Consider the following 17367-nt stretch of genomic DNA (forward strand, 5'->3'; position numbering starts at 1 on the left):
AGCTGTGTATAAGAGACAGCCCCTACGGCCAGCAGCCGGGACCGAACCCGTACTACCAGCAGCCCACCCACCCCATGCCGTCCACCGGCATGCCGCAGGGCGGCGGGAGCAAGAAGCTGCTCGTGATCATCGCGTCGGTGGTCGCGGTCGCGCTCGTCGCGGTGACGGCCGTCTTCTTCGCCACCCGCGGCGGCGATACGGACGACAGCGCGAACAAGGGCGACAAGAAGTCCGGGGAGACCAGCGGCGGCACCGAGGGCGGCGGCGGTGACGAGGGCGGCGGTACCGGCGGCAGCGGCCCCGACGCCATGCGCGACGTGCCGCCGACGACCGTGCCCAAGCAGGACCAGGACGCGGAGATCGCCTGGCAGGCCAAGGTCCCCGAGGGCTTCCAGGTCGACACCAGCATGTACACGACCGGTGTCTGGTTCTTCGGCGGCAACGTGATCCGCTACGAGCCGGACGGACTGCGCGCGTACAACATCAAGAGCGGCAAGGAGGCCTGGTTCCTCAAGGCCGTCCGCGGCGACAGCTGCAACGCGGCCGAGACCAGCGGCAACGGCGGCAAGACCCTGATCCAGTGGGGTCTGAAGTGCGAGAAGGCCATGGGCGTGGACCTGGCCAAGGGCCGCCAGCTGTGGGAGAAGGACCTGCCGTCCCCCGACGGCGACGTGGCCCGCGCGACGACCGCGCAGGTCGCGGTCAGCGGGAACCTCGGCGGCATCGTGTGGATCGGCGGCAACGTCGGCTACCGGCTGTCCGACGGCAAGGAGCTGTGGTCGAACAACCGCTACGAGACCTGCCGCGACTACAGCTACGGCGGCGGCGAGGCGTTTGTCGTGATCAACCGCTGCGGCTTCAACCGCGAGGGCACCGTGCGGATGGTCGACCAGGACGGCAAGACCACCGCCGAGTGGAAGGCGCCGGCCGGGAACACCCCGCAGAACGTGTACAGCACCTCGCCGGTGATCGTCGGACTCAGCCGGGCCGCGGAGAGCTCCTTCAAGATCTCCAACCTCGCCGTGCTCTCGGACTCGATGAAGCTGCGCAAGCGGATCAGCATCGACCCCGAGCGGTACACCTTCTCCTGCGCCGCCCTGAGCATGGGCCACTGCTGGAACGTCGTCGTCGACAAGGAGAGCGAACTGCTCTTCCTGGAGACGAAGATGCACCAGGGCGACCGACGCAGCACCAACGAGATCGTCGCCTACAACCTGGACTCCGGCAAGGTGGCCTGGACCTCCGAGCCGACCGTCGAGGGGCAGACGTCGCCGCTGGCGATGCACGACGGCAAGCTGCTCGCCCTGGAGATGGGCAGCTTCTCCGACCCGGGCATGCTCACCGAGGTCGACCTGCGGACCGGTAAGGCGAAGCCGTTCCTGCGGTTCAGCTCCGACGAGCGGGACGCCATCCGGGACGTCTACTTCCGTCCGCTGCCGTACTGGGCGGACAACACGCTCTTTGTCACCTCGCCGCGGCTGTCGGCGCGGCCGGAGAGCAACCGCGGCTGGCTGGTGGCCATCCGCTGACCGCCGGCACGTGAGGGCCGGGTGGGCACAGTGCCCATCCGGCCCTCACGCTTTCCCCCTCCTGTTTCCTGTTCTCACCGGATCGCGGCGCGATTCGTACGTTCTGCACGGTTGGGGGCACACACACGCACACGAACGTGTAGCTTCCCGGGCAACGGAGGGCCCGTTGCACGCTGTGCGGCGGGCCCAGGTGTGGGGAGAGGTCAGGGGGCCGGATGAGTGTGCGGCTGATGGTGGTGGACGACCACCGGCTGCTGGCGGAGGCGCTCGCCTCGGCGCTGAAGCTTCGCGGGCACCGGGTGGTGGCCGCCGCGGCGCCGGGGGCGGGTGCCGCGGACCTCGTACTGAGCCGGGCCCCGGAGGTCTGCCTGTGGGGCACGGCGGCGCCGTCGGCGCCCGGCGCGTTCGAGGCGCTGGGGCGAATACGCCGGGAGCGGCCGGCGACGGCGGTCGTGGTGCTCGGCCCGGTGCCCGACGCGCGCGGCGTGGCCGCCGCGTTCGCCGCCGGCGCCTGCGGCTACGTGCGGCAGGACGAGCGCATCGAGGGTGTCGAGCGGGCGGTGCTCAAGGCGCGGTCCGGTGAGGCGGCGGTCGCGCCGCAGGTGCTGCGGGACGCCTTCGACGAGCTGCTGAACCCGGCCGAGGAGCCGGACGACGAGGGCGCCCGGCTGCTGGCGCTGCTCACCCCGCGCGAGGTGGAGGTGCTGCTGCGTGTCGCGGAGGGGGAGGACACCCAGCTCATCGCGGAGGGCATGCGGATAGCTCCCAGCACCGCCCGCACCCATGTGCAGCGGGTGCTGATGAAGCTGGACGTCGGCTCCCGCCTGGAGGCGGCGGCGCTCGCGGCCCGCACCGGGCTGCTGGAATCCGCGCACGCCCACCGCGACCCGCCCTGACGGCGGCACCGACCGCAGGCCGCCGCCCCGCCGGGGCGCCGTGGGTCGCGGATCGGTGGACCGGGGCCGGGCGGCGCACTGCCCGGCCGGGAGGGTGAGCCGTACGCTGTTCAGGCGCAGAAGCACTGGGGGTGCGTGTGCAACGAATCCGGGTTCTGGTCGCCGACGACCACAGGATCTTCGCCGAGTCGCTGGCCGCCGCGTTGGCCGCGGAGCAGGACGTGGAGTCGTCCGCCGTGGGTGGCGCGCAGGCCGCCGAACGCTGCCTCGAGCAGGCGGCCGCCGCCGGGCGGCCGTTCGGTGTGCTGCTGATCGACGTGGAGATGTGCGGGCCGCTGCCGCCGGGAGAGGCGGTGAACGGCTCGCAGCTGCTCTCCCGGCTGCACCACGGCCGGCCCGAGCTGCGCACGGTGGTGCTGGCCGGGCGGGCCGACCCGCGCCGGGCGGCCGCCGCGCTCCAGCTCGGGGCGAGCGGCTGGGTCGCCAAGGACTGCTCGCTGAGCCGGCTGCTCCAGGTCGTCCGGGGCGTGCTGCGGGGTGAGACGCATCTGCCCCCGGCGCTGCTGACCGGCGTGCTGCGGGAGTTGACCGCCACGCGCCGGCACCGCACGGAGAGCGAGGAGCTGGTCGCGGCGCTGACGCCGCGTGAGCACGAGGTGCTGCGCTGCATGGTGGCGGGGCTCGGCCGCAAGGCGGTCGCCGAGCGCCTGTTCCTGTCGCCGCACACGGTCCGCACCCACATGCAGAACGTGCTGGGCAAGCTGGGGGTGCACTCCACGCTGGCGGCGGTCGCGCTGGCCCGGCGGGCGGGGGTGGGCCCGGTGGACACCGAGCACGCGCGGACGTGAGCCCCGGTCGGGGGGTGTCACCCCCGACCGGGGGCGTGCGGGGCACGGCGTGCGCCGTCCGGCGCGCGCCGTGCATCCACGCGCCGGGCGGTTCGCCTCGGTCTCGCGCCCCTGGCGGATGCCCGCCACGGGTGGGCGGCCCACCGCCGCCCCGGCGGGCGCGCGGGGCGCACCGCGCGGCCACCGAGCCGCGGGTCAGCCGGGGATGTTGTCGAAGGGTGCGGTGAGCCGGCGCAGCAGGGCGGCCAGCTCGGCGCGCTGCGCGCCGGACAACTCGGCGAGGATCGCGCGCTCCTGGTCGAGCAGGCCCGCCAGCGCGCGATCGGCGCGGTCCTGCCCCTCGGCGGTGAGGCGGACGAGCACACCGCGCCGGTCGGTGGGGTCCGGCAGGCGTTCCACCAGGCCCTTCTTGGCGAGCCTGTCGATGCGGTTGGTCATCGTCCCCGACGTCACGAGGGTCTGGGTGAGCAGCTGACCGGGTGAGAGCTGGTACGGGTCGCCGGCCCGGCGCAGCGCGGTGAGGACGTCGAACTCCCAGGACTCCAGGTTGTGTTCGCCGAAGGCGAGCCGCCTGGCCCGGTCGAGGTGACGGGCGAGTCGGCTGACGCGGCTGAGCACCTCAAGGGGCTCCACGTCGAGATCCGGGCGCTCTCGGCGCCACGCTGCCACCAGTCGATCAACCTCGTCCTCCATGCCCCCAGTGTAGTAGTTCTGTCGGTATGAAGTTTCTTGACATCAAGACAAAACCGGAGGGATGCTGAGGGTCCACCGGTGGAAGGCTCCGATCGCAGGACCTGCCGTTACAGGCGGCGCAGGTCCGCATTCCGCAAGGAGGACGCTTTGATGCCCGCCGCACCACCGACGTGGGACCCCCAGGTCTATCTCCGCCACGCGGGTCACCGCACCCGGCCGTTCCACGACCTGCTCCACCGGATACCCGAACTGCCGCACGCCGGCGCCTCCCCCCGAATAGCCGATCTGGGATGCGGACCGGGGAACGTCACCACCCTGCTGCTGGACCGCTGGCCGACCGCCTACGTCACCGGCTACGACAGCTCGCCCGACATGCTGGCCGCCGCCACCCCCCTCGCGGGCCCCACACCCGCCGGCGGCCGGCTGGACTTCGCACGGGCCGACATCGCCACCTGGACACCCGACGGCGAGCACGACCTCATCACCTCCAGCGCGGCACTCCAGTGGGTACGCGGACACGCCGACCGCTTCAAGGACTGGATGAGCGCCCTGCGCCCCGGCGGGGTGTTCGCCTTCCAGGTGCCGGGCAACTTCGTCTCGCCCAGCCACGCCCTGCTCGGCGAACTCTGCGACTCGCCGCGCTGGCGCGACCGTGTCGGCGAACTCGGCCGCCGCTACGTGTACATCCTGGAACCCGGGGAGTACCTGGAGCGCCTCGCCGACCTCGGCTGCGAGGCGGACGTCTGGGAGACCACCTACGTCCAACTCCTCGACGGCGAGGACCCGGTGCTGGACTGGGTGCGGGGCACCGCGCTGCGGCCAGTGCTGACCGCCCTGCGGGACGACCCGGCCGCGACGGAGGCGTTCCTGGCCGAGTACCGCGAGCGGCTGCGCGAGGCGTACCCGCCGGGGCCGCACGGCACGGCCTTCCCCTTCCGGCGGATCTTCGGGGTGGCGCGCCGCCCGGACGCCTGACGCACACCGGGCGGGACCAACACCTCGGTCCCGCCCGGCCCGCGTGCGAGGCGGGGGCTCAGCCCGCGTGCGAGGCGGCGGCCCGGCCCGCGTGCGAGGCGGCGGCTCAGCCCGCGTTGAGGATCGCGGCGACCACCGGGCCGGCGTTCTTGCCGCCGTGGCCGGAGTTCGGGATCACCGCGCCGACCGCCAGGTCGTCCTTGTACGCGATGAACCAGGCGTTCGGCTTGTCCTGCCCGTCGACCTCCGCCGACCCCGTCTTCGCGCCCTTGTCGCCGCCGACCGGCGCCATCGCCTCGGCGGCCGTGCCGCCCACGGCGGTCTGCTTCATCAGCGCGCGCAGTTCGGCGGCGGTGGTCGCCGACAGCCCGCGCGGCGCGCGGGCGAGCGTCCGGTTGTCCAGCGACTGCGGCACGATGACCGGCTGCCGGAAGGTGCCGTCCTTGACCGTCGCGGCCACCGAGGCCATCGTCAGCGGGTTCATCCGCACGGCGCCCTGGCCGATGAGGGACGCGGCCATCTGGGCGTCCGACTGCACCGGCACGGCCCCGTCGAACGTGCCCGTGCCGACCTGCCAGTCCAGCCCCAGCCCGAAGGCGTCCCTGGCGTACGCGGTCAGGTCGTCGTTCTTCAGGTCCGGCGCCTGGCTGATGAAGGCGGTGTTGCAGGAGGCCGCGAAGGACTGCGCGAACGTGCCGCCCTTGATCTCGAACTTGTCGAGGTTCTGGAAGCGCCACCCGCCGTAGGTGAAGTACTTGGGGCAGGGGTGCTGCGCGGCGCTCTTGGCCAGGCCCTTGTCGATGAGCATCCCGGAGGTGACGACCTTCCAGGTCGAGCCCGGGGCCAGGGAGCCGCGCAGCGCGGAGTTGAAGCCGGTGGCGGGGGTGTTGGCGACGGCCAGGATCTCACCGGTGCTCGGCCGGATCGCGACGGCCGAGCCCTTCGCCTTGCCTGCGAGCTGGCGCTGGGCGGCCTTCTGGAGCTTGGCGTCCAGGGTGGTGCGCAGCTCGCCCGGGGTGCCCTTGGAGAGCACACTGAGCGTCGCGACGTCCTTGTCCTCCTTGTCCTCCTTCTTCGCCTCCGCCGCCTCCGCGCCCTCCGCGTCCGCGCCGCCGGTGACGATCCGGGTCTCCACGCCCGCCGTGCCGTCCGTCTTGTCGGCGTACCGCTTGCGTACGTCGTCCAGGATCGCGCCGAGCTCCGGGAACTCCTCCTTCGTCAGCTCGGTGCCGTTGCGGTCGACGGTGGTGACCTCCGGGTCGCCGGCGGCGTCCGTGACGATGCGCTGCCCGGCCTTCAGCTTCGGGTGCACCACCGTCGGCTGCCACTTGACGACGGGTCGGCCGGTCCTGGTGTCCCGGACGACGGTGAGGGAGGTGTTGTAGTCGAGGGTGGTGTCCAGCTCCTCGTCGTAGCGGATGGCGGCGCTCACCTCGTAGCGCACCTCGTCGTCCTGCCGCGTGCCCTCGGTCAGGGTGACGGACTCCGCCTTCGCGTCGTTCCGGAAGCTCTTCAGGGCCGTCGCCGCGGCCTTCTTGTCGTCGGTCAGGGAGGACGCCGCCGCCAGGTCGCCGGACTGCCAGGCGGCCAGGAACTCGCGTGCGGTGGTCCGCACCTCGGCGGCGCTCGGCGGTCCCGTCGGCACGGCCTCCGGCTTCTTCTCCGCCGGCCCCGCCGACCCGGCCGTCCGGCTCTGGGCCCCCGCGTCGTCCCCTCCGCTGACAAGCGCGTAGGCGCCGACCCCGGCCGCGCCCACGACAACGGCGCAGGCGGCACCGATCAGCGCCATTCTCTGACCATCACGCATAAGTCTTCCTGACTCTCCACCCCGCCCCGGCACCCACCAAGGGCCTCCGAGGCACCCTAGAGCACGACACCCGGCGGGCCGCACGACGCCCGCCGCCCGGTTCCAGGCCGTTACCAACGGCCCTACCGGGCGGCCCGGAAGCCGCCGGCGGCCCGATCAGATCCAGGTGTCGAACCACATGCGGGCACGCCATTCGTCGACGGACAGTTCCCCGGCGGTGTAGAGCGGCCAAAAATAGACGAGGTTCCACACGATCAGCAGCACGAGGGCGCCGCCGACGACCAGGCCCACCACCCGGCGGGCCTCGGTGGCGCCCGGCGGCCCGGCCATCGCGCCCAGCAGCATCGCCACCGCGAGGCAGATGAACGGCACGAACACCACGGCGTAGAAGTAGAAGATCGTGCGTTCCTGGTACAGGAACCACGGCAGGTAGCCGGCGGCCAGGCCGCACAGGATCGCCCCCGCGCGCCAGTCCCGGCGCAGCACCCAGCGGTAGAGGGCGTAGACCAGCGCGGCGACGCCGACCCACCACAGCATCGGCGTGCCCAGCGCCAGCACCTCGCGGGCGCAGCCGCTGGGTTCCATGCAGCCCTCGGCGCCCAGCTCCCGGGAGTTGTAGTGGTAGGAGACGGGCCGGCCGGCGACCAGCCAGCTCCACGGGTTCGACTCGTAGCGGTGCTCGGAGGTCAGCTGCCGGTGGAAGCTGTACACCTCGGACTCGTAGTGCCACAGGCTGCGCAGCGGCGCCGGCACCCAGGTCATGTCGAACTGCGGCAGCGAGATCCTCCCCAGCAGCGGCAGCGTCACCTCGTCCGGGGACAGCCCGCGGCGGTTGTCCGCCCAGCCGCGGAAGTAGCCGCCCCGGGTGGCGAACCAGCCCGTCCACGAGGCGAGGTAGACAACAAGCGCGACCGGCACCAGCGAGAGGAACGCCGGCACGGCGTCGCGGCGCAGCACCGCCCGGTACGGCCGGCGGGCGCCGGCGGTGCGGCGCGCCGAGACGTCCCACAGCACGGTCAGCAGCCCGAACGCGGCCAGCACGTACAGGCCGCTCCACTTGGTGCCGACGGCCAGGCCGAGGCACACGCCGGCCAGCAGCCGCCAGGGGCGCAGGCCGAGCTTGGCGGTGGCCGCGATGAGCGGGTCGGGCCGGTCCTCGGGGAGCGCGGCGGCGAGTCGGGCCCGGCTGCGGTCGCGGTCGACGAGCAGCGCGCCGAAGGCGGCCAGCACGAAGAACATCAGCACCAGGTCGAGCAGCGCGGTGCGACTCATGACGAGGTGCAGGCCGTCCACGGCGAGCAGCCCGCCGGCCAGGCAGCCCAGCGCCGTCGAGCGGAAGAGGCGGCGTCCGATGCGGCAGAGCATCAGCACAGACAGGGTGCCCAGCAGGGCGACCATGAAGCGCCAGCCGAACGGTTCCAGGCCGAACAGCCGCAACCCGATCGCGATGACCCACTTGCCCATCGGCGGGTGCACCACGTACGAGGGGTCCTCGGACAGCGGCACGGTCGGGTTGTCGGCGAGGATCAGGTCGTTGGCGTTGTCGCCCCACTGGGCCTCGTAGCCGAACTGGAGCAGCGACCAGGCGTCCTTGGCGTAGTACGTCTCGTCGAATATCACCGCGTGCGGCGTGCCCAGCTGCCAGAAGCGCAGCAGCCCGGCGAAGAGGGCGACGAGCAGCGGGCCGCCCCAGCCCCGCCAGCGCGGCTCGATGCCCAGGGCCGACCAGGGCGTGCGGCCGGGCTTGGGCTGCGGTGGCACCAGCCGCCCGCGCACCGAGGCGTGCGGTGGCGGCGTGTAGCCGTAGCGACGCAACCGCGCCTGCCAGGAGCGCGCCTCGTCCCTGCGGGTCTCCCCGCGCTTGGCTGCGTGCGTCGACGGCACGGTGTCACTGCTCACGCGGGCCATCGTAGGGAACGCCCTTCGGCGGGACGGGAAAGCGGTCCCCGGCCGGGCCGTGTGCGAAGGCTCGACGGCGGGCCGCCGCGCGGGTGCGAGGATGCTCGGGTGACTGGAACGCTCGTACTGGCCGGAACGCCCATCGGGGACGTCGAGGACGCCCCGCCCCGCCTGGCGCGGGAACTCGCCGAGGCGGACGTGATCGCCGCCGAGGACACCCGGCGGCTGCGTCGGCTCACGCAGGCGCTGGGGGTGCGGCCGGCCGGGCGGGTCGTCTCCTACTTCGAGGGCAACGAGGCCGCCCGCACACCCGAGCTGGCCGACGCGCTGGCCGCCGGGGAGCGGGTGCTGCTGGTCACCGACGCCGGCATGCCGTCGGTGTCCGATCCGGGGTACCGGCTGGTGGCGGCGGCCGTGGAGCGCGGGGTGCGGGTCACGGCGGTGCCCGGCCCGTCGGCGGTGCTGACGGCGTTGGCGCTGTCGGGCCTGCCGGTGGACCGGTTCTGCTTCGAGGGTTTCCCGCCGCGCAAGGCGGGCGAACGCCTCGCCCGGCTGCGGGAGGTCGCCGCGGACCGGCGCACGCTGGTCTACTTCGAGGCCCCGCACCGGCTCGCCGCGACTCTGGCGGCGATGGCCGAGGCGTTCGGCGACGACCGGCCCGCGGCCGTCTGCCGGGAGCTGACCAAGACGTACGAGGAGGTGCGGCGCGGCCCGCTGGCCGAGCTGGCGCGCTGGGCGGCGGACGGGGTGCGCGGCGAGATCACCGTGGTGGTCTCCGGCGCGCCGGAGGCGGGCCCCGGCGAGGTGGACGCCGCCGAGCTCGTCCGGCGGGTCGCCGTGCGGGAGTCGGCCGGTGAGCGCCGCAAGGAGGCCATCGCCGCCGTCGCCAAGGAGGCGGGACTGCCCAAGCGCGAGGTGTTCGACGCGGTCGTGGCGGCGAAGAACACCACCGAGGGGTGAGGTTCCGTTCCGGGCGTCTTCCGGGGGGCTTCCGGGCGTCTTCCCGGGCGTCTGAGGAATCGGTAAAGGAAAGCGCCCGCGGAACGTACCGTTCGGTAAAGAGCTACCCTCGGGGGTAAAGCTCGGGCAGTGCGGCCAGCGCCTTCCCCCATCTACGATCAAAACGCTGTCCAGTTTCCGGATGGGTCTGATGCCTTTTCCGCCGCCGAGGCGTCCACTGGTAGTGGAAGGGAGCTGCCGTGACGGACATCGGAAACACCCAGAGGAAGACGGCTCCGGGAGCCTTCGAGACGGTTCGCGAGGTCTACGGCTTCGCCTGCCTGCACTGCGGGTACGCCTGGAAGCAGACCTACGACATCGAACAGCACATCGACCGCGACAACAAGCCGTTCTTCATCTACTACACAAACGGTGAGCGGGTCCCCTCGCCGCTTTCCATGGTCACCTGCGTCAACTGCGACGAACACAAGGTGCGGGTCGCGCGCGCGGACCAGATATCCGCCATGCGGTCGGCGTTTCCCTTCACCCAGGACCGGCGCTTCTGAGCCCACCGGCCCCGGCCCGCCCCGAGTGGCTGCCACCTCGGGGCGGGCCGGCATGTGCGGCCGCCCCGACGCGCGTGCGGGGCCGACGGAAAGCCGTCCTAGGATCGTCGGCATGGCTGACAAGCGACGCGAGGCGCAGCCGGCGCCACCGCTGCCGACCCCCCTGACGGTGGCGGTCGCGGACTCGCACACCCATCTGGACATGCAGGACGGCGGCGTCGAGGAGGCGCTGGCCAAGGCCGCCTCGGTGGGTGTGACCACGGTCGTCCAGATCGGCTGCGACCTCGACCGGGCCCGCTGGGCGGTGAAGGTGGCCGCCGAGCACGAGGCGGTCTGGGCCGCCGTCGCGCTGCACCCCAACGAGGCCGCCAGGCTCGCCCTGGAGGAGGGCCCCGACGCGCTGGCCGCCGCGATCGACGGCATCGCCGAGCTGGCCGCGCTGCCGCAGGTGAAGGCCGTCGGCGAGACCGGCCTGGACTACTTCCGCACCGGCCCGGACGGTGTCGGCGCGCAGCAGGAGTCGTTCCGCCGGCACATCCGGCTCGCGAAGGAGCTGGACCGGGCGCTGGTGATCCACGACCGGGACGCGCACGAGGACGTGCTGCGGCTGCTGGAGGAGGAGGGCGCCCCCGAGCGCACCGTCTTCCACTGCTTCTCCGGCGACGCCGGGATGGCCCGGCGCTGCGCCGAGCGCGGCTACTTCATGTCCTTCGCCGGGAACGTCACGTTCAAGAACGCCCAGCCGCTGCGGGACGCGCTGGCCGCCGCGCCGCCGGAACTGGTGCTGGTGGAGACCGACGCGCCGTTCCTCACTCCTTCGCCGTACCGCGGACGGCCGAACGCGCCGTATCTCGTTCCGGTGACGCTGCGGGCGATGGCGGAGACGAAGGGCATGCCGGTCGACGAGCTCGCGGCGCACGTCGCGGCCAACACCGCCCGCGCGTTCCGGTACTGATCCCCACCTCCGCCGGGGCCGCGAGCCCGGCCCCGCACCCCACCCTCCGTCACTTTCCGTGTCGGACTGATTTTGTGGCGTGACCGCCGCTCGGCTAGGGTCCCGGCCCGCAACGCCTTATGAGCGCGGGGAGTCTCGTTGAGCGCATCGCAGGGAACCCACCGGGCAGGACGGGGCGGCCGCCGGGCCGCCCAGCGCGGCAGGGGCGGTGAGGCCGCGCCCGCCGACCGGGACACGCTGCGCCGGCTGCTGCCGCAGACGCTTGTCCTGATGATGCTCGCCGGAGGGGCGTCGGCCTTCGTCACGCACGACAAGGTCGTCGAGCTGAGCGTGGACGGCGAGAGCCGCAGCGTGCGCACCTTCGCGGGCAGCGTCGCCGAACTGCTCGACCGGGAGGGCGTCGCGGTCACCGGCCGCGACCTGGTCGCGCCCGCCCCGCACGAACGCCTCACCGACGGGGACACGGTCGCCGTCCGCTACGGCCGCCCGGTGACGCTCACCCTCGACGGCACCCGGCGCCAGCTGTGGACGACCGCGCACACCGTCTCCGGCGCGCTGCGCCAGCTCGGCGTGCGCGCCGAGGGCGCGCACCTGTCCGCCTCCCGCAGCCGCCGCATCGGGCTGCGCGGCATGGAGTTGGACGTGCGCACCGAACGCAGCGTGTCCGTGCTCGCCGACGGCCGGGTGCGGCAGCTGCGCACCAACGCCGCGACCGTGCGCGACGCGCTCGACGACGCCGGGATCACCCTCGGCGAGCAGGACGTGGTCTCCGTCCCGCTGACCGACTTCCCGGAGGACGGCCAGACGATCTCGGTGCAGCGGATCACCGCCGACACCAGGACCCGGGAGGAGGCCATCCCGTTCCGTGTGGAACGCGTCCCCTCCGCCGAGCACCAGCAGGGCACCGAGGTCGTGCGGCAGCAGGGCGTGCCCGGGGTGCGCCGGGTCGTCTACGAGCGGCGCACGGTCGACGGGCGGGCGCAGCGGCCCCGCCGGCTGTCCGCGAAGGTGGTGCGCGAGCCGCGTACCCAGGTCGTCCTCGTGGGCACCAGGCCGCAGCCCACCTCGGTCGGCGGCGCCGACCACCTCAACTGGGCGGCGCTCGCCCGCTGCGAGTCCGGCGGCCGCCCGAACGCCGTCGACCCGTCGGGCACCTACGGCGGTCTCTACCAGTTCGACGTGCGCACCTGGCAGTCCGTCGGCGGCTCCGGCCGGCCGCAGGACGCCAGCGCCGCCGAGCAGACGTACCGGGCGAAGCGGCTGTACGTGCAGCGGGGGGCGAGCCCGTGGCCGGTCTGCGGCCGTAAACTGCACCAGTGAGTACCGCCCCCGATCCCCTCCTCGGCCCGGCCGACGTCCGTCAGCTCGCCGCGACGCTGGGCGTACGGCCCACGAAGCAGCGCGGCCAGAACTTCGTGATCGACGCCAACACGGTCCGCCGCATCGTCCGCACCGCCGAGGTCCGGCCCGACGACGTCGTGCTGGAGGTCGGACCCGGGCTCGGCTCTCTGACGCTGGCGCTGCTGGAGGTCGCCGACGCGGTGACGGCCGTGGAGATCGACGACGTGCTCGCCGCCGCGCTGCCGGCGACCGTCGCGGCGCGGCTGCCCGAACGCGCCGACCGGTTCCGCCTGGTGCATTCGGACGCGCTGCGCGTCGACGAGCTGCCCGGCCCGCAGCCGACCGCGCTGGTCGCCAACCTGCCGTACAACGTGGCCGTGCCGGTGCTGCTGCACCTGCTGGCCGTCTTCCCCGGCATCGAGCGCACGCTGGTCATGGTGCAGTCCGAGGTCGCCGACCGGCTCGCCGCCGCCCCCGGCTCCAAGGTGTACGGCGTGCCGTCGGTCAAGGCGAACTGGTACGCCGAGGTGAAGCGGGCCGGCGCGATCGGCCGCAACGTGTTCTGGCCGGCGCCGAACGTCGACTCCGGGCTGGTGTCCCTGGTCCGCCGGGAGCCGCCGAAGACGTCCGCCAGCCGCAAGGAGGTCTTCGCTGTCGTCGACGCGGCGTTCGCGCAGCGCCGCAAGACGCTGCGCGCCGCGCTCGCCGGCTGGGCCGGTTCGGCCGCCGCCGCCGAGGAGGCGCTGACGGCCGCCGGGGTCTCGCCGCAGGCACGCGGCGAGGCGCTGACGGTGACGGACTTCGCGGCCATCGCCGAACACCGCCCCGCCCGGTCCGGCTCCTGACGCCGGCCCTTGATGTCCCTACCAGCCCGACGAGGAACGTGTCCCGCATGACGTCAGCGCCGGCGACGCCCGCCGACCACGTGACCGTACGTGTGCCCGCGAAGGTGAACGTCCAGCTCGCCGTGGGCCCGCCGCGCCCGGACGGCTTCCACGACCTCGCCAACGTCTTCCTCGCCGTCGGGCTCTACGACGAGGTCACCGCCACCCGGGCCGGGGGGCTGGAGCTGACCTGCTCCGGCCCGGACGCCTCGCTGGTGCCGCTGGACGGCAGCAACCTGGCCGCCCGCGCTGCCGTCCGCCTCGCCGCCCACCACAACCTGCGCCCGGATGTGCGTCTGCACATCAGCAAGGACATCCCGGTCGCCGGCGGCATGGCCGGCGGCAGCGCCGACGCGGCGGGCGCCCTGCTGGCCTGCGACGCGCTCTGGGGCACCGCCACACCCCGCGAGGAACTGCTGGCGATCTGCGCGGAGTTGGGCTCGGACGTGCCGTTCCCGCTGGTCGGCGGCGCGGCCCTCGGCGAGGGCCGGGGCGAACGGCTGACACCGCTTCCGGTCGGCGGCGCCTTCCACTGGGTGTTCGCGACCGCGGACGGCGGGCTCTCCACCCCGGCCGTCTACCGCGAGTTCGACCGGCTCACCGGCGGCCGGGCGCCGGAACCCGCGCCCTCGGCGGAGCTGCTGGCCGCGCTCGACGCCGGCGACGCCACGGCGCTGGCCGCCGCCCTCTCCAACGACCTCCAGCCCGCCGCGCTGTCGCTGCGGCCGTCGCTGCGCGAGACGCTGGACGCCGGTACCGGCGCCGGCGCGCTTGCCGCCCTGGTCTCCGGCTCCGGCCCGACCTGCGCGTTCCTCGCCGCCGACGCCGACGCCGCCGAGCTGATCGCCAAGGCCCTCGCCGCCTCCGGCACCTGCCGCACCGCCCGCGTCGCCGCCTCCCCCGCCCGGGGAGCCGAAGTCCTGCCCTGAGGTGCCCGGCGGGGCCGACCGCGCCTCAGGAGGTGGGGCCGAGCAGGTCGGCCAGCACGCCGAGCGCTTCGGCGCCGACCAGGTCCCCCGGCAGCAGCGGGATGTCGAGCAGCGGGACGTCCGGGACCTGCCGCCGCAGCCGGGCGAGGTGCGTGTCCTCCTGTGCGCGGCGCCGGGCGAGCAGGGCCCCGGCGTCGGCCGGGGAACGGCGGTTGGCGACAAGCGCGGCCACGTCGACGCCCATGCCGGTGAGCTTCGCGTGCACCTCGGTTGTCTCGGCGATCGGCAGGACCTCGGCGGTCAGGACAAGCACAAAGCCGGTCCGCGCCGGGTCCGTCACCGCCTCGCGCAGCCGGGTGAAGCGGTCGCGCCGGCGGACGAGGACGCGGCGCAGCTCGGCGTCACGGTCGGTTTCCTCCCGGCCGCCGCCGAGGCCGCGCACAGCGGCGGCGAACCGGTCGGACCGGTCGCGGTTGGCGAGCAGCGCCTCGGTCCACGAGGTGAGCTGCTCGGGCAGCGCGAGCAGCCGCAGCGTGTGACCGGACGGGGCGGTGTCGAAGACGACTAGGTCGTAGGAGTCCTCGCCGAGCTCCACCGCCTCGGCGACGCGTTCCAGCACCGCCGACTCGTGGGTGCCGGGTGCCTGCCTGGCCAGTTCCAGGTGCCGGGCGGCCGGTTGGTGCATCCGCTCGGGGAGCAGCCGCCGCATGGTGGCGGCGACCGCCGTCAGGTGCTGGTCGACGGTGCGTTCCGGGTCGATCTCCAGCCCGTCGACGTACCCCGCGGCCCCGGGGGCGGGATCCCCGGGGCCGGCGAGGCGGGTGGGTGTGTCGCCCACGGGACGGCCCCAGAGGTGGCCGAGGTTGTGGGCCGGGTCGGTGGAGACGAGCAGCACGCGGGCGCCCGCCCCGGCGCGGCCGAGGGCGAGCGCCGCCGCGACGGACGTCTTGCCGACCCCGCCCTTGCCGCCGACGAAGACGACCCGGCGCGAGGTGACGAGGTCTAGCAGCATCCGACGTGCTCCAGTGGCGAGCGGTCCATACCCATGCGGCGGTGCCAGGCGTGGAAGTCCTCGTAGAGGGCGGGCATCAGCTCGGCGGTGTAGTACGCCGCCGGGTCGGGCACGCCCAGGGCCTCCGCGAGGACGACCATCCGGAACAGGTCGTCCTCCTCGCGCCGGGCACGGGCCAGCGTACGCCGGTAGGGACCGGCGTAGAACTCCTCCAGTCCGGCCCGGAACGCGGCCCAGCGGCTGCTCACCTCCGCAGCCCGGCCTTCTCCGCCGTGTCCGCGTCGGGCGCCTCCGGCGGTTCCTGGGACGCCCGCCGCATCGCGACGACCGCCTCGAAGGCGACCCACACGGCGGCGACGATGATGACCACGTCGATGCCCAGCAGCAGCCAGTCCCGGGCCTCGTAGAGGTCGCCGAGCTGGGCGAGCGCGGCCCAGAACGACATCACGAACACCACCGCGAGCGGCACCAGGGCGGGCAGCGGGTTGCGCCGCTTGCGGATCAGCATGACCGCGATGATGGACAGGGTCAGGGAGGCCAGCAGCTGGTTGCTGGTGCCGAACAGCGGCCAGATGCGGAGTCCGCCGGAGCCGTCGGCGCCCTGGCTGAAGGTGAGTCCCAGGCCGGCGGCGAGCGCGACAAGCGTGCCGACACCGTTGTTGACCTTCAGCTTCGCGACCTCGCCGGCCTCCTGGACGACAAAGCGCAGCAGGCGCAGACCGGTGTCCATGGTGGTGGCGGCGAACAGGATCGCCATCGTGGCCAGGACCGTCGAACTCAGCGACGCCGGCAGGCCCAGACCACTGTGCACGATCTCCCCGCCGCCCGCGACGAACGCCCCGACGCCGCCCTGGCCGAAGGCCGTGTAGACGGCCTCCCAGTCGGCCACCGTGCGGTAGCCGGCGACGGCGGCGATGATCGCGCCGAGCGCGAGCAGGCCCTCGCCGACCGCGCCGAAGTAGCCGACGAAGCGGGCGTCGGTCTCCTTGTCGAGCTGCTTGGAGGTGGTGCCGGAGGAGACCATGCCGTGGAAGCCGGAGATCGCGCCGCACGCGATGGTGACAAAGAGCAGCGGCAGGAGGTCGGGGGTGCCGGCGGGCACGGCGTCGTTGAGGGCCGGGGCGACGATCGTGGGGGCGCTCAGCAGCACCGAGACGAAGAGGATGCCGAGGCCGACGAAGAGCTGGACGCCGTTGATGTAGTCGCGCGGCTGAAGCAGTACCCACACCGGCAGCAGGGAGGCGATGCCGGCGTAGGCGAAGAGGGCGAGGATCCAGAACGTTCCCGGGGACATGCCCAGGATCGGGTCGGGCAGCTCCACCGGGTAGGCGTCGCCGAGGAGGATCAGGCCGTAGAGCGCCGTGACACCGACCACGGTGACCAGGCCGAGGCTCATCTTGTAGCGGTACACCGCCTGACCGACCAGCAGCGCCACCGCGACCGCGCCCCAGGCGGGGATGACAGCCGAGGGGGTGCCGATCAGCAGGTTCTTGATGACCACCGCGAAGGCCGCGATCACCATCAGCAGCAGCAGGAAGATCACGACGAGGAAGAGGTTCGCGCCCCGGGCGCCGATGTAGCGGCTGGAGAGCGAGCCCATCGAGCGGCCCTTGTTGCGCGCGGAGGCCCACAGAGCGCCCAGGTCGTGCATGCCCGCGAAGAAGACCGTGCCGAGCGTGACCCACAGGAACGCCGGCAGCCAGCCCCAGATCACGGCGACCGCCGGGCCCACGATCGGCGCCGCGCCCGCGACCGAGGTGAAGTGGTGGCCCCACAGCACGAACTTGTTGGTCGGGACGTAGTCCACACCGTCGTTGAGCTCGTGCGCGGGCGTTCTGAAGGACGCGTCGAGCTTGTAGACGCGGTTGCCGAGGAACTTCGAGTAGAGGACGTACCCGCCCGCGAACATCGCGAGACCGATCAACAGCAGCGGAAGTGCGTTCATGCGACGTGCCCTCCGGGTTCGGGGAGACTTCGGCGAACAGAGCCACCGCCCGGCACGGAGTGCGCACCCGGCAGACAGCCGCCGACCCTAATCCTCGGAACCCGGTCACCCAAGACCTTTGACGAGGGCTTCTTCTGCCGAGGGCTGCT

16 protein-coding genes are annotated in these 17367 nt (G+C 73.3%); 10 read left to right on the top strand and 6 right to left on the bottom strand.

Annotated features, from left to right (window positions below):
* The 3 genes from GL263_RS02195 to GL263_RS02205 all read left to right on the top strand — a co-directional run.
* The coding region (locus GL263_RS02195) for an outer membrane protein assembly factor BamB family protein (protein ID WP_182853817.1) at positions 1-1529 on the top strand (1529 nt) is incomplete at its 5' end.
* Between the two features lie 215 nt (positions 1530-1744).
* Positions 1745-2425: a response regulator transcription factor gene (locus GL263_RS02200; RefSeq protein ID WP_182853818.1), complete on the top strand. Its 681-nt coding sequence runs from the start codon at positions 1745-1747 to the stop codon at positions 2423-2425.
* Positions 2426-2562: 137 nt separating this feature from the next.
* Positions 2563-3273: a LuxR C-terminal-related transcriptional regulator gene (locus GL263_RS02205; RefSeq protein WP_182853838.1), complete on the top strand. Its 711-nt coding sequence runs from the start codon at positions 2563-2565 to the stop codon at positions 3271-3273.
* Positions 3274-3468: 195 nt separating this feature from the next.
* Here GL263_RS02205 and GL263_RS02210 read toward each other — a convergent pair whose 3' ends face one another.
* A complete protein-coding gene (locus GL263_RS02210; protein WP_182853819.1) occupies positions 3469-3966 on the bottom strand; it encodes a MarR family winged helix-turn-helix transcriptional regulator in 498 nt (165 codons plus the stop codon).
* Between the two features lie 150 nt (positions 3967-4116).
* Between GL263_RS02210 and GL263_RS02215 the strand changes: the two genes are divergently transcribed.
* On the top strand, positions 4117-4941 hold the full coding sequence (locus tag GL263_RS02215; protein ID WP_182853820.1) for a trans-aconitate 2-methyltransferase: 825 nt from the start codon (positions 4117-4119) through the stop codon (positions 4939-4941).
* A 106-nt stretch (positions 4942-5047) separates the two neighbouring features.
* Here GL263_RS02215 and GL263_RS02220 read toward each other — a convergent pair whose 3' ends face one another.
* Together GL263_RS02220 and GL263_RS02225 are read right to left on the bottom strand one after the other, a co-directional pair.
* Positions 5048-6730, bottom strand: a complete 1683-nt coding sequence (locus GL263_RS02220; protein ID WP_228456035.1) for a penicillin-binding transpeptidase domain-containing protein — start codon at positions 6728-6730, stop codon at positions 5048-5050.
* A gap of 174 nt (positions 6731-6904) precedes the next feature.
* Complete coding sequence (locus tag GL263_RS02225) at positions 6905-8656, bottom strand: dolichyl-phosphate-mannose--protein mannosyltransferase (protein WP_182853822.1); 1752 nt, start codon at positions 8654-8656, stop codon at positions 6905-6907.
* A gap of 99 nt (positions 8657-8755) precedes the next feature.
* Between GL263_RS02225 and rsmI the strand changes: the two genes are divergently transcribed.
* From rsmI to GL263_RS02255, 6 genes are all read left to right on the top strand, one after another.
* Positions 8756-9607: a 16S rRNA (cytidine(1402)-2'-O)-methyltransferase gene (gene rsmI / locus GL263_RS02230; protein ID WP_182853823.1), complete on the top strand. Its 852-nt coding sequence runs from the start codon at positions 8756-8758 to the stop codon at positions 9605-9607.
* A 239-nt stretch (positions 9608-9846) separates the two neighbouring features.
* Positions 9847-10152, top strand: a complete 306-nt coding sequence (locus tag GL263_RS02235; RefSeq protein ID WP_323379214.1) for a hypothetical protein — start codon at positions 9847-9849, stop codon at positions 10150-10152.
* Between the two features lie 112 nt (positions 10153-10264).
* Positions 10265-11107, top strand: coding sequence for a TatD family hydrolase (locus GL263_RS02240; RefSeq protein WP_182853824.1), 843 nt, complete (start codon positions 10265-10267; stop codon positions 11105-11107).
* 138 nt (positions 11108-11245) lie between these two features.
* Positions 11246-12427: a resuscitation-promoting factor gene (locus tag GL263_RS02245; protein WP_323379215.1), complete on the top strand. Its 1182-nt coding sequence runs from the start codon at positions 11246-11248 to the stop codon at positions 12425-12427.
* A complete protein-coding gene (rsmA, locus tag GL263_RS02250) occupies positions 12424-13293 on the top strand; it encodes a 16S rRNA (adenine(1518)-N(6)/adenine(1519)-N(6))-dimethyltransferase RsmA (RefSeq protein WP_182853825.1) in 870 nt (289 codons plus the stop codon). The genes GL263_RS02245 and rsmA overlap by 4 nt, the downstream gene beginning before the upstream one ends.
* Positions 13294-13340: 47 nt before the next feature.
* On the top strand, positions 13341-14261 hold the full coding sequence (locus GL263_RS02255; RefSeq protein WP_182853826.1) for a 4-(cytidine 5'-diphospho)-2-C-methyl-D-erythritol kinase: 921 nt from the start codon (positions 13341-13343) through the stop codon (positions 14259-14261).
* A 25-nt stretch (positions 14262-14286) separates the two neighbouring features.
* On the opposite strand, the gene GL263_RS02260 is transcribed toward GL263_RS02255, so the two are convergent.
* Genes GL263_RS02260 through GL263_RS02270 form a run of 3 tightly spaced genes read right to left on the bottom strand, consistent with a single transcriptional unit; the run spans position 14287 to position 17218 of the window.
* Positions 14287-15273, bottom strand: a complete 987-nt coding sequence (locus GL263_RS02260) for an ArsA family ATPase (RefSeq protein WP_182853827.1) — start codon at positions 15271-15273, stop codon at positions 14287-14289.
* Positions 15264-15521 carry a cory-CC-star protein gene (locus tag GL263_RS02265; protein WP_182853828.1) on the bottom strand — a complete coding sequence of 86 codons (258 nt, stop codon included), beginning with the start codon at positions 15519-15521 and terminating at the stop codon, positions 15264-15266. The genes GL263_RS02260 and GL263_RS02265 overlap by 10 nt, the downstream gene beginning before the upstream one ends.
* Positions 15518-17218: a carbon starvation CstA family protein gene (locus tag GL263_RS02270; protein WP_182853829.1), complete on the bottom strand. Its 1701-nt coding sequence runs from the start codon at positions 17216-17218 to the stop codon at positions 15518-15520. Before GL263_RS02270 ends, GL263_RS02265 begins: the two co-directional genes overlap by 4 nt.
* Positions 17219-17367: the final 149 nt, after the last annotated feature.

It is taken from the genome of Streptomyces durbertensis (assembly GCF_014156695.1).
Lineage (GTDB): Bacteria > Actinomycetota > Actinomycetes > Streptomycetales > Streptomycetaceae > Streptomyces > Streptomyces durbertensis.

Coding starts and splice junctions, on each gene's coding strand:
- GL263_RS02270 (WP_182853829.1), bottom strand. CDS start 17,218: ATGAACGCACTTCCGCTGCTGTTGATCGGTCTCGCGATGTTCGCGGGC.
- GL263_RS02240 (WP_182853824.1), top strand. CDS start 10,265: ATGGCTGACAAGCGACGCGAGGCGCAGCCGGCGCCACCGCTGCCGACC.
- GL263_RS02220 (WP_228456035.1), bottom strand. CDS start 6,730: ATGGCGCTGATCGGTGCCGCCTGCGCCGTTGTCGTGGGCGCGGCCGGG.
- GL263_RS02255 (WP_182853826.1), top strand. CDS start 13,341: ATGACGTCAGCGCCGGCGACGCCCGCCGACCACGTGACCGTACGTGTG.
- GL263_RS02200 (WP_182853818.1), top strand. CDS start 1,745: ATGAGTGTGCGGCTGATGGTGGTGGACGACCACCGGCTGCTGGCGGAG.
- GL263_RS02210 (WP_182853819.1), bottom strand. CDS start 3,966: ATGGAGGACGAGGTTGATCGACTGGTGGCAGCGTGGCGCCGAGAGCGC.
- GL263_RS02260 (WP_182853827.1), bottom strand. CDS start 15,273: ATGCTGCTAGACCTCGTCACCTCGCGCCGGGTCGTCTTCGTCGGCGGC.
- GL263_RS02225 (WP_182853822.1), bottom strand. CDS start 8,656: ATGGCCCGCGTGAGCAGTGACACCGTGCCGTCGACGCACGCAGCCAAG.
- GL263_RS02215 (WP_182853820.1), top strand. CDS start 4,117: ATGCCCGCCGCACCACCGACGTGGGACCCCCAGGTCTATCTCCGCCAC.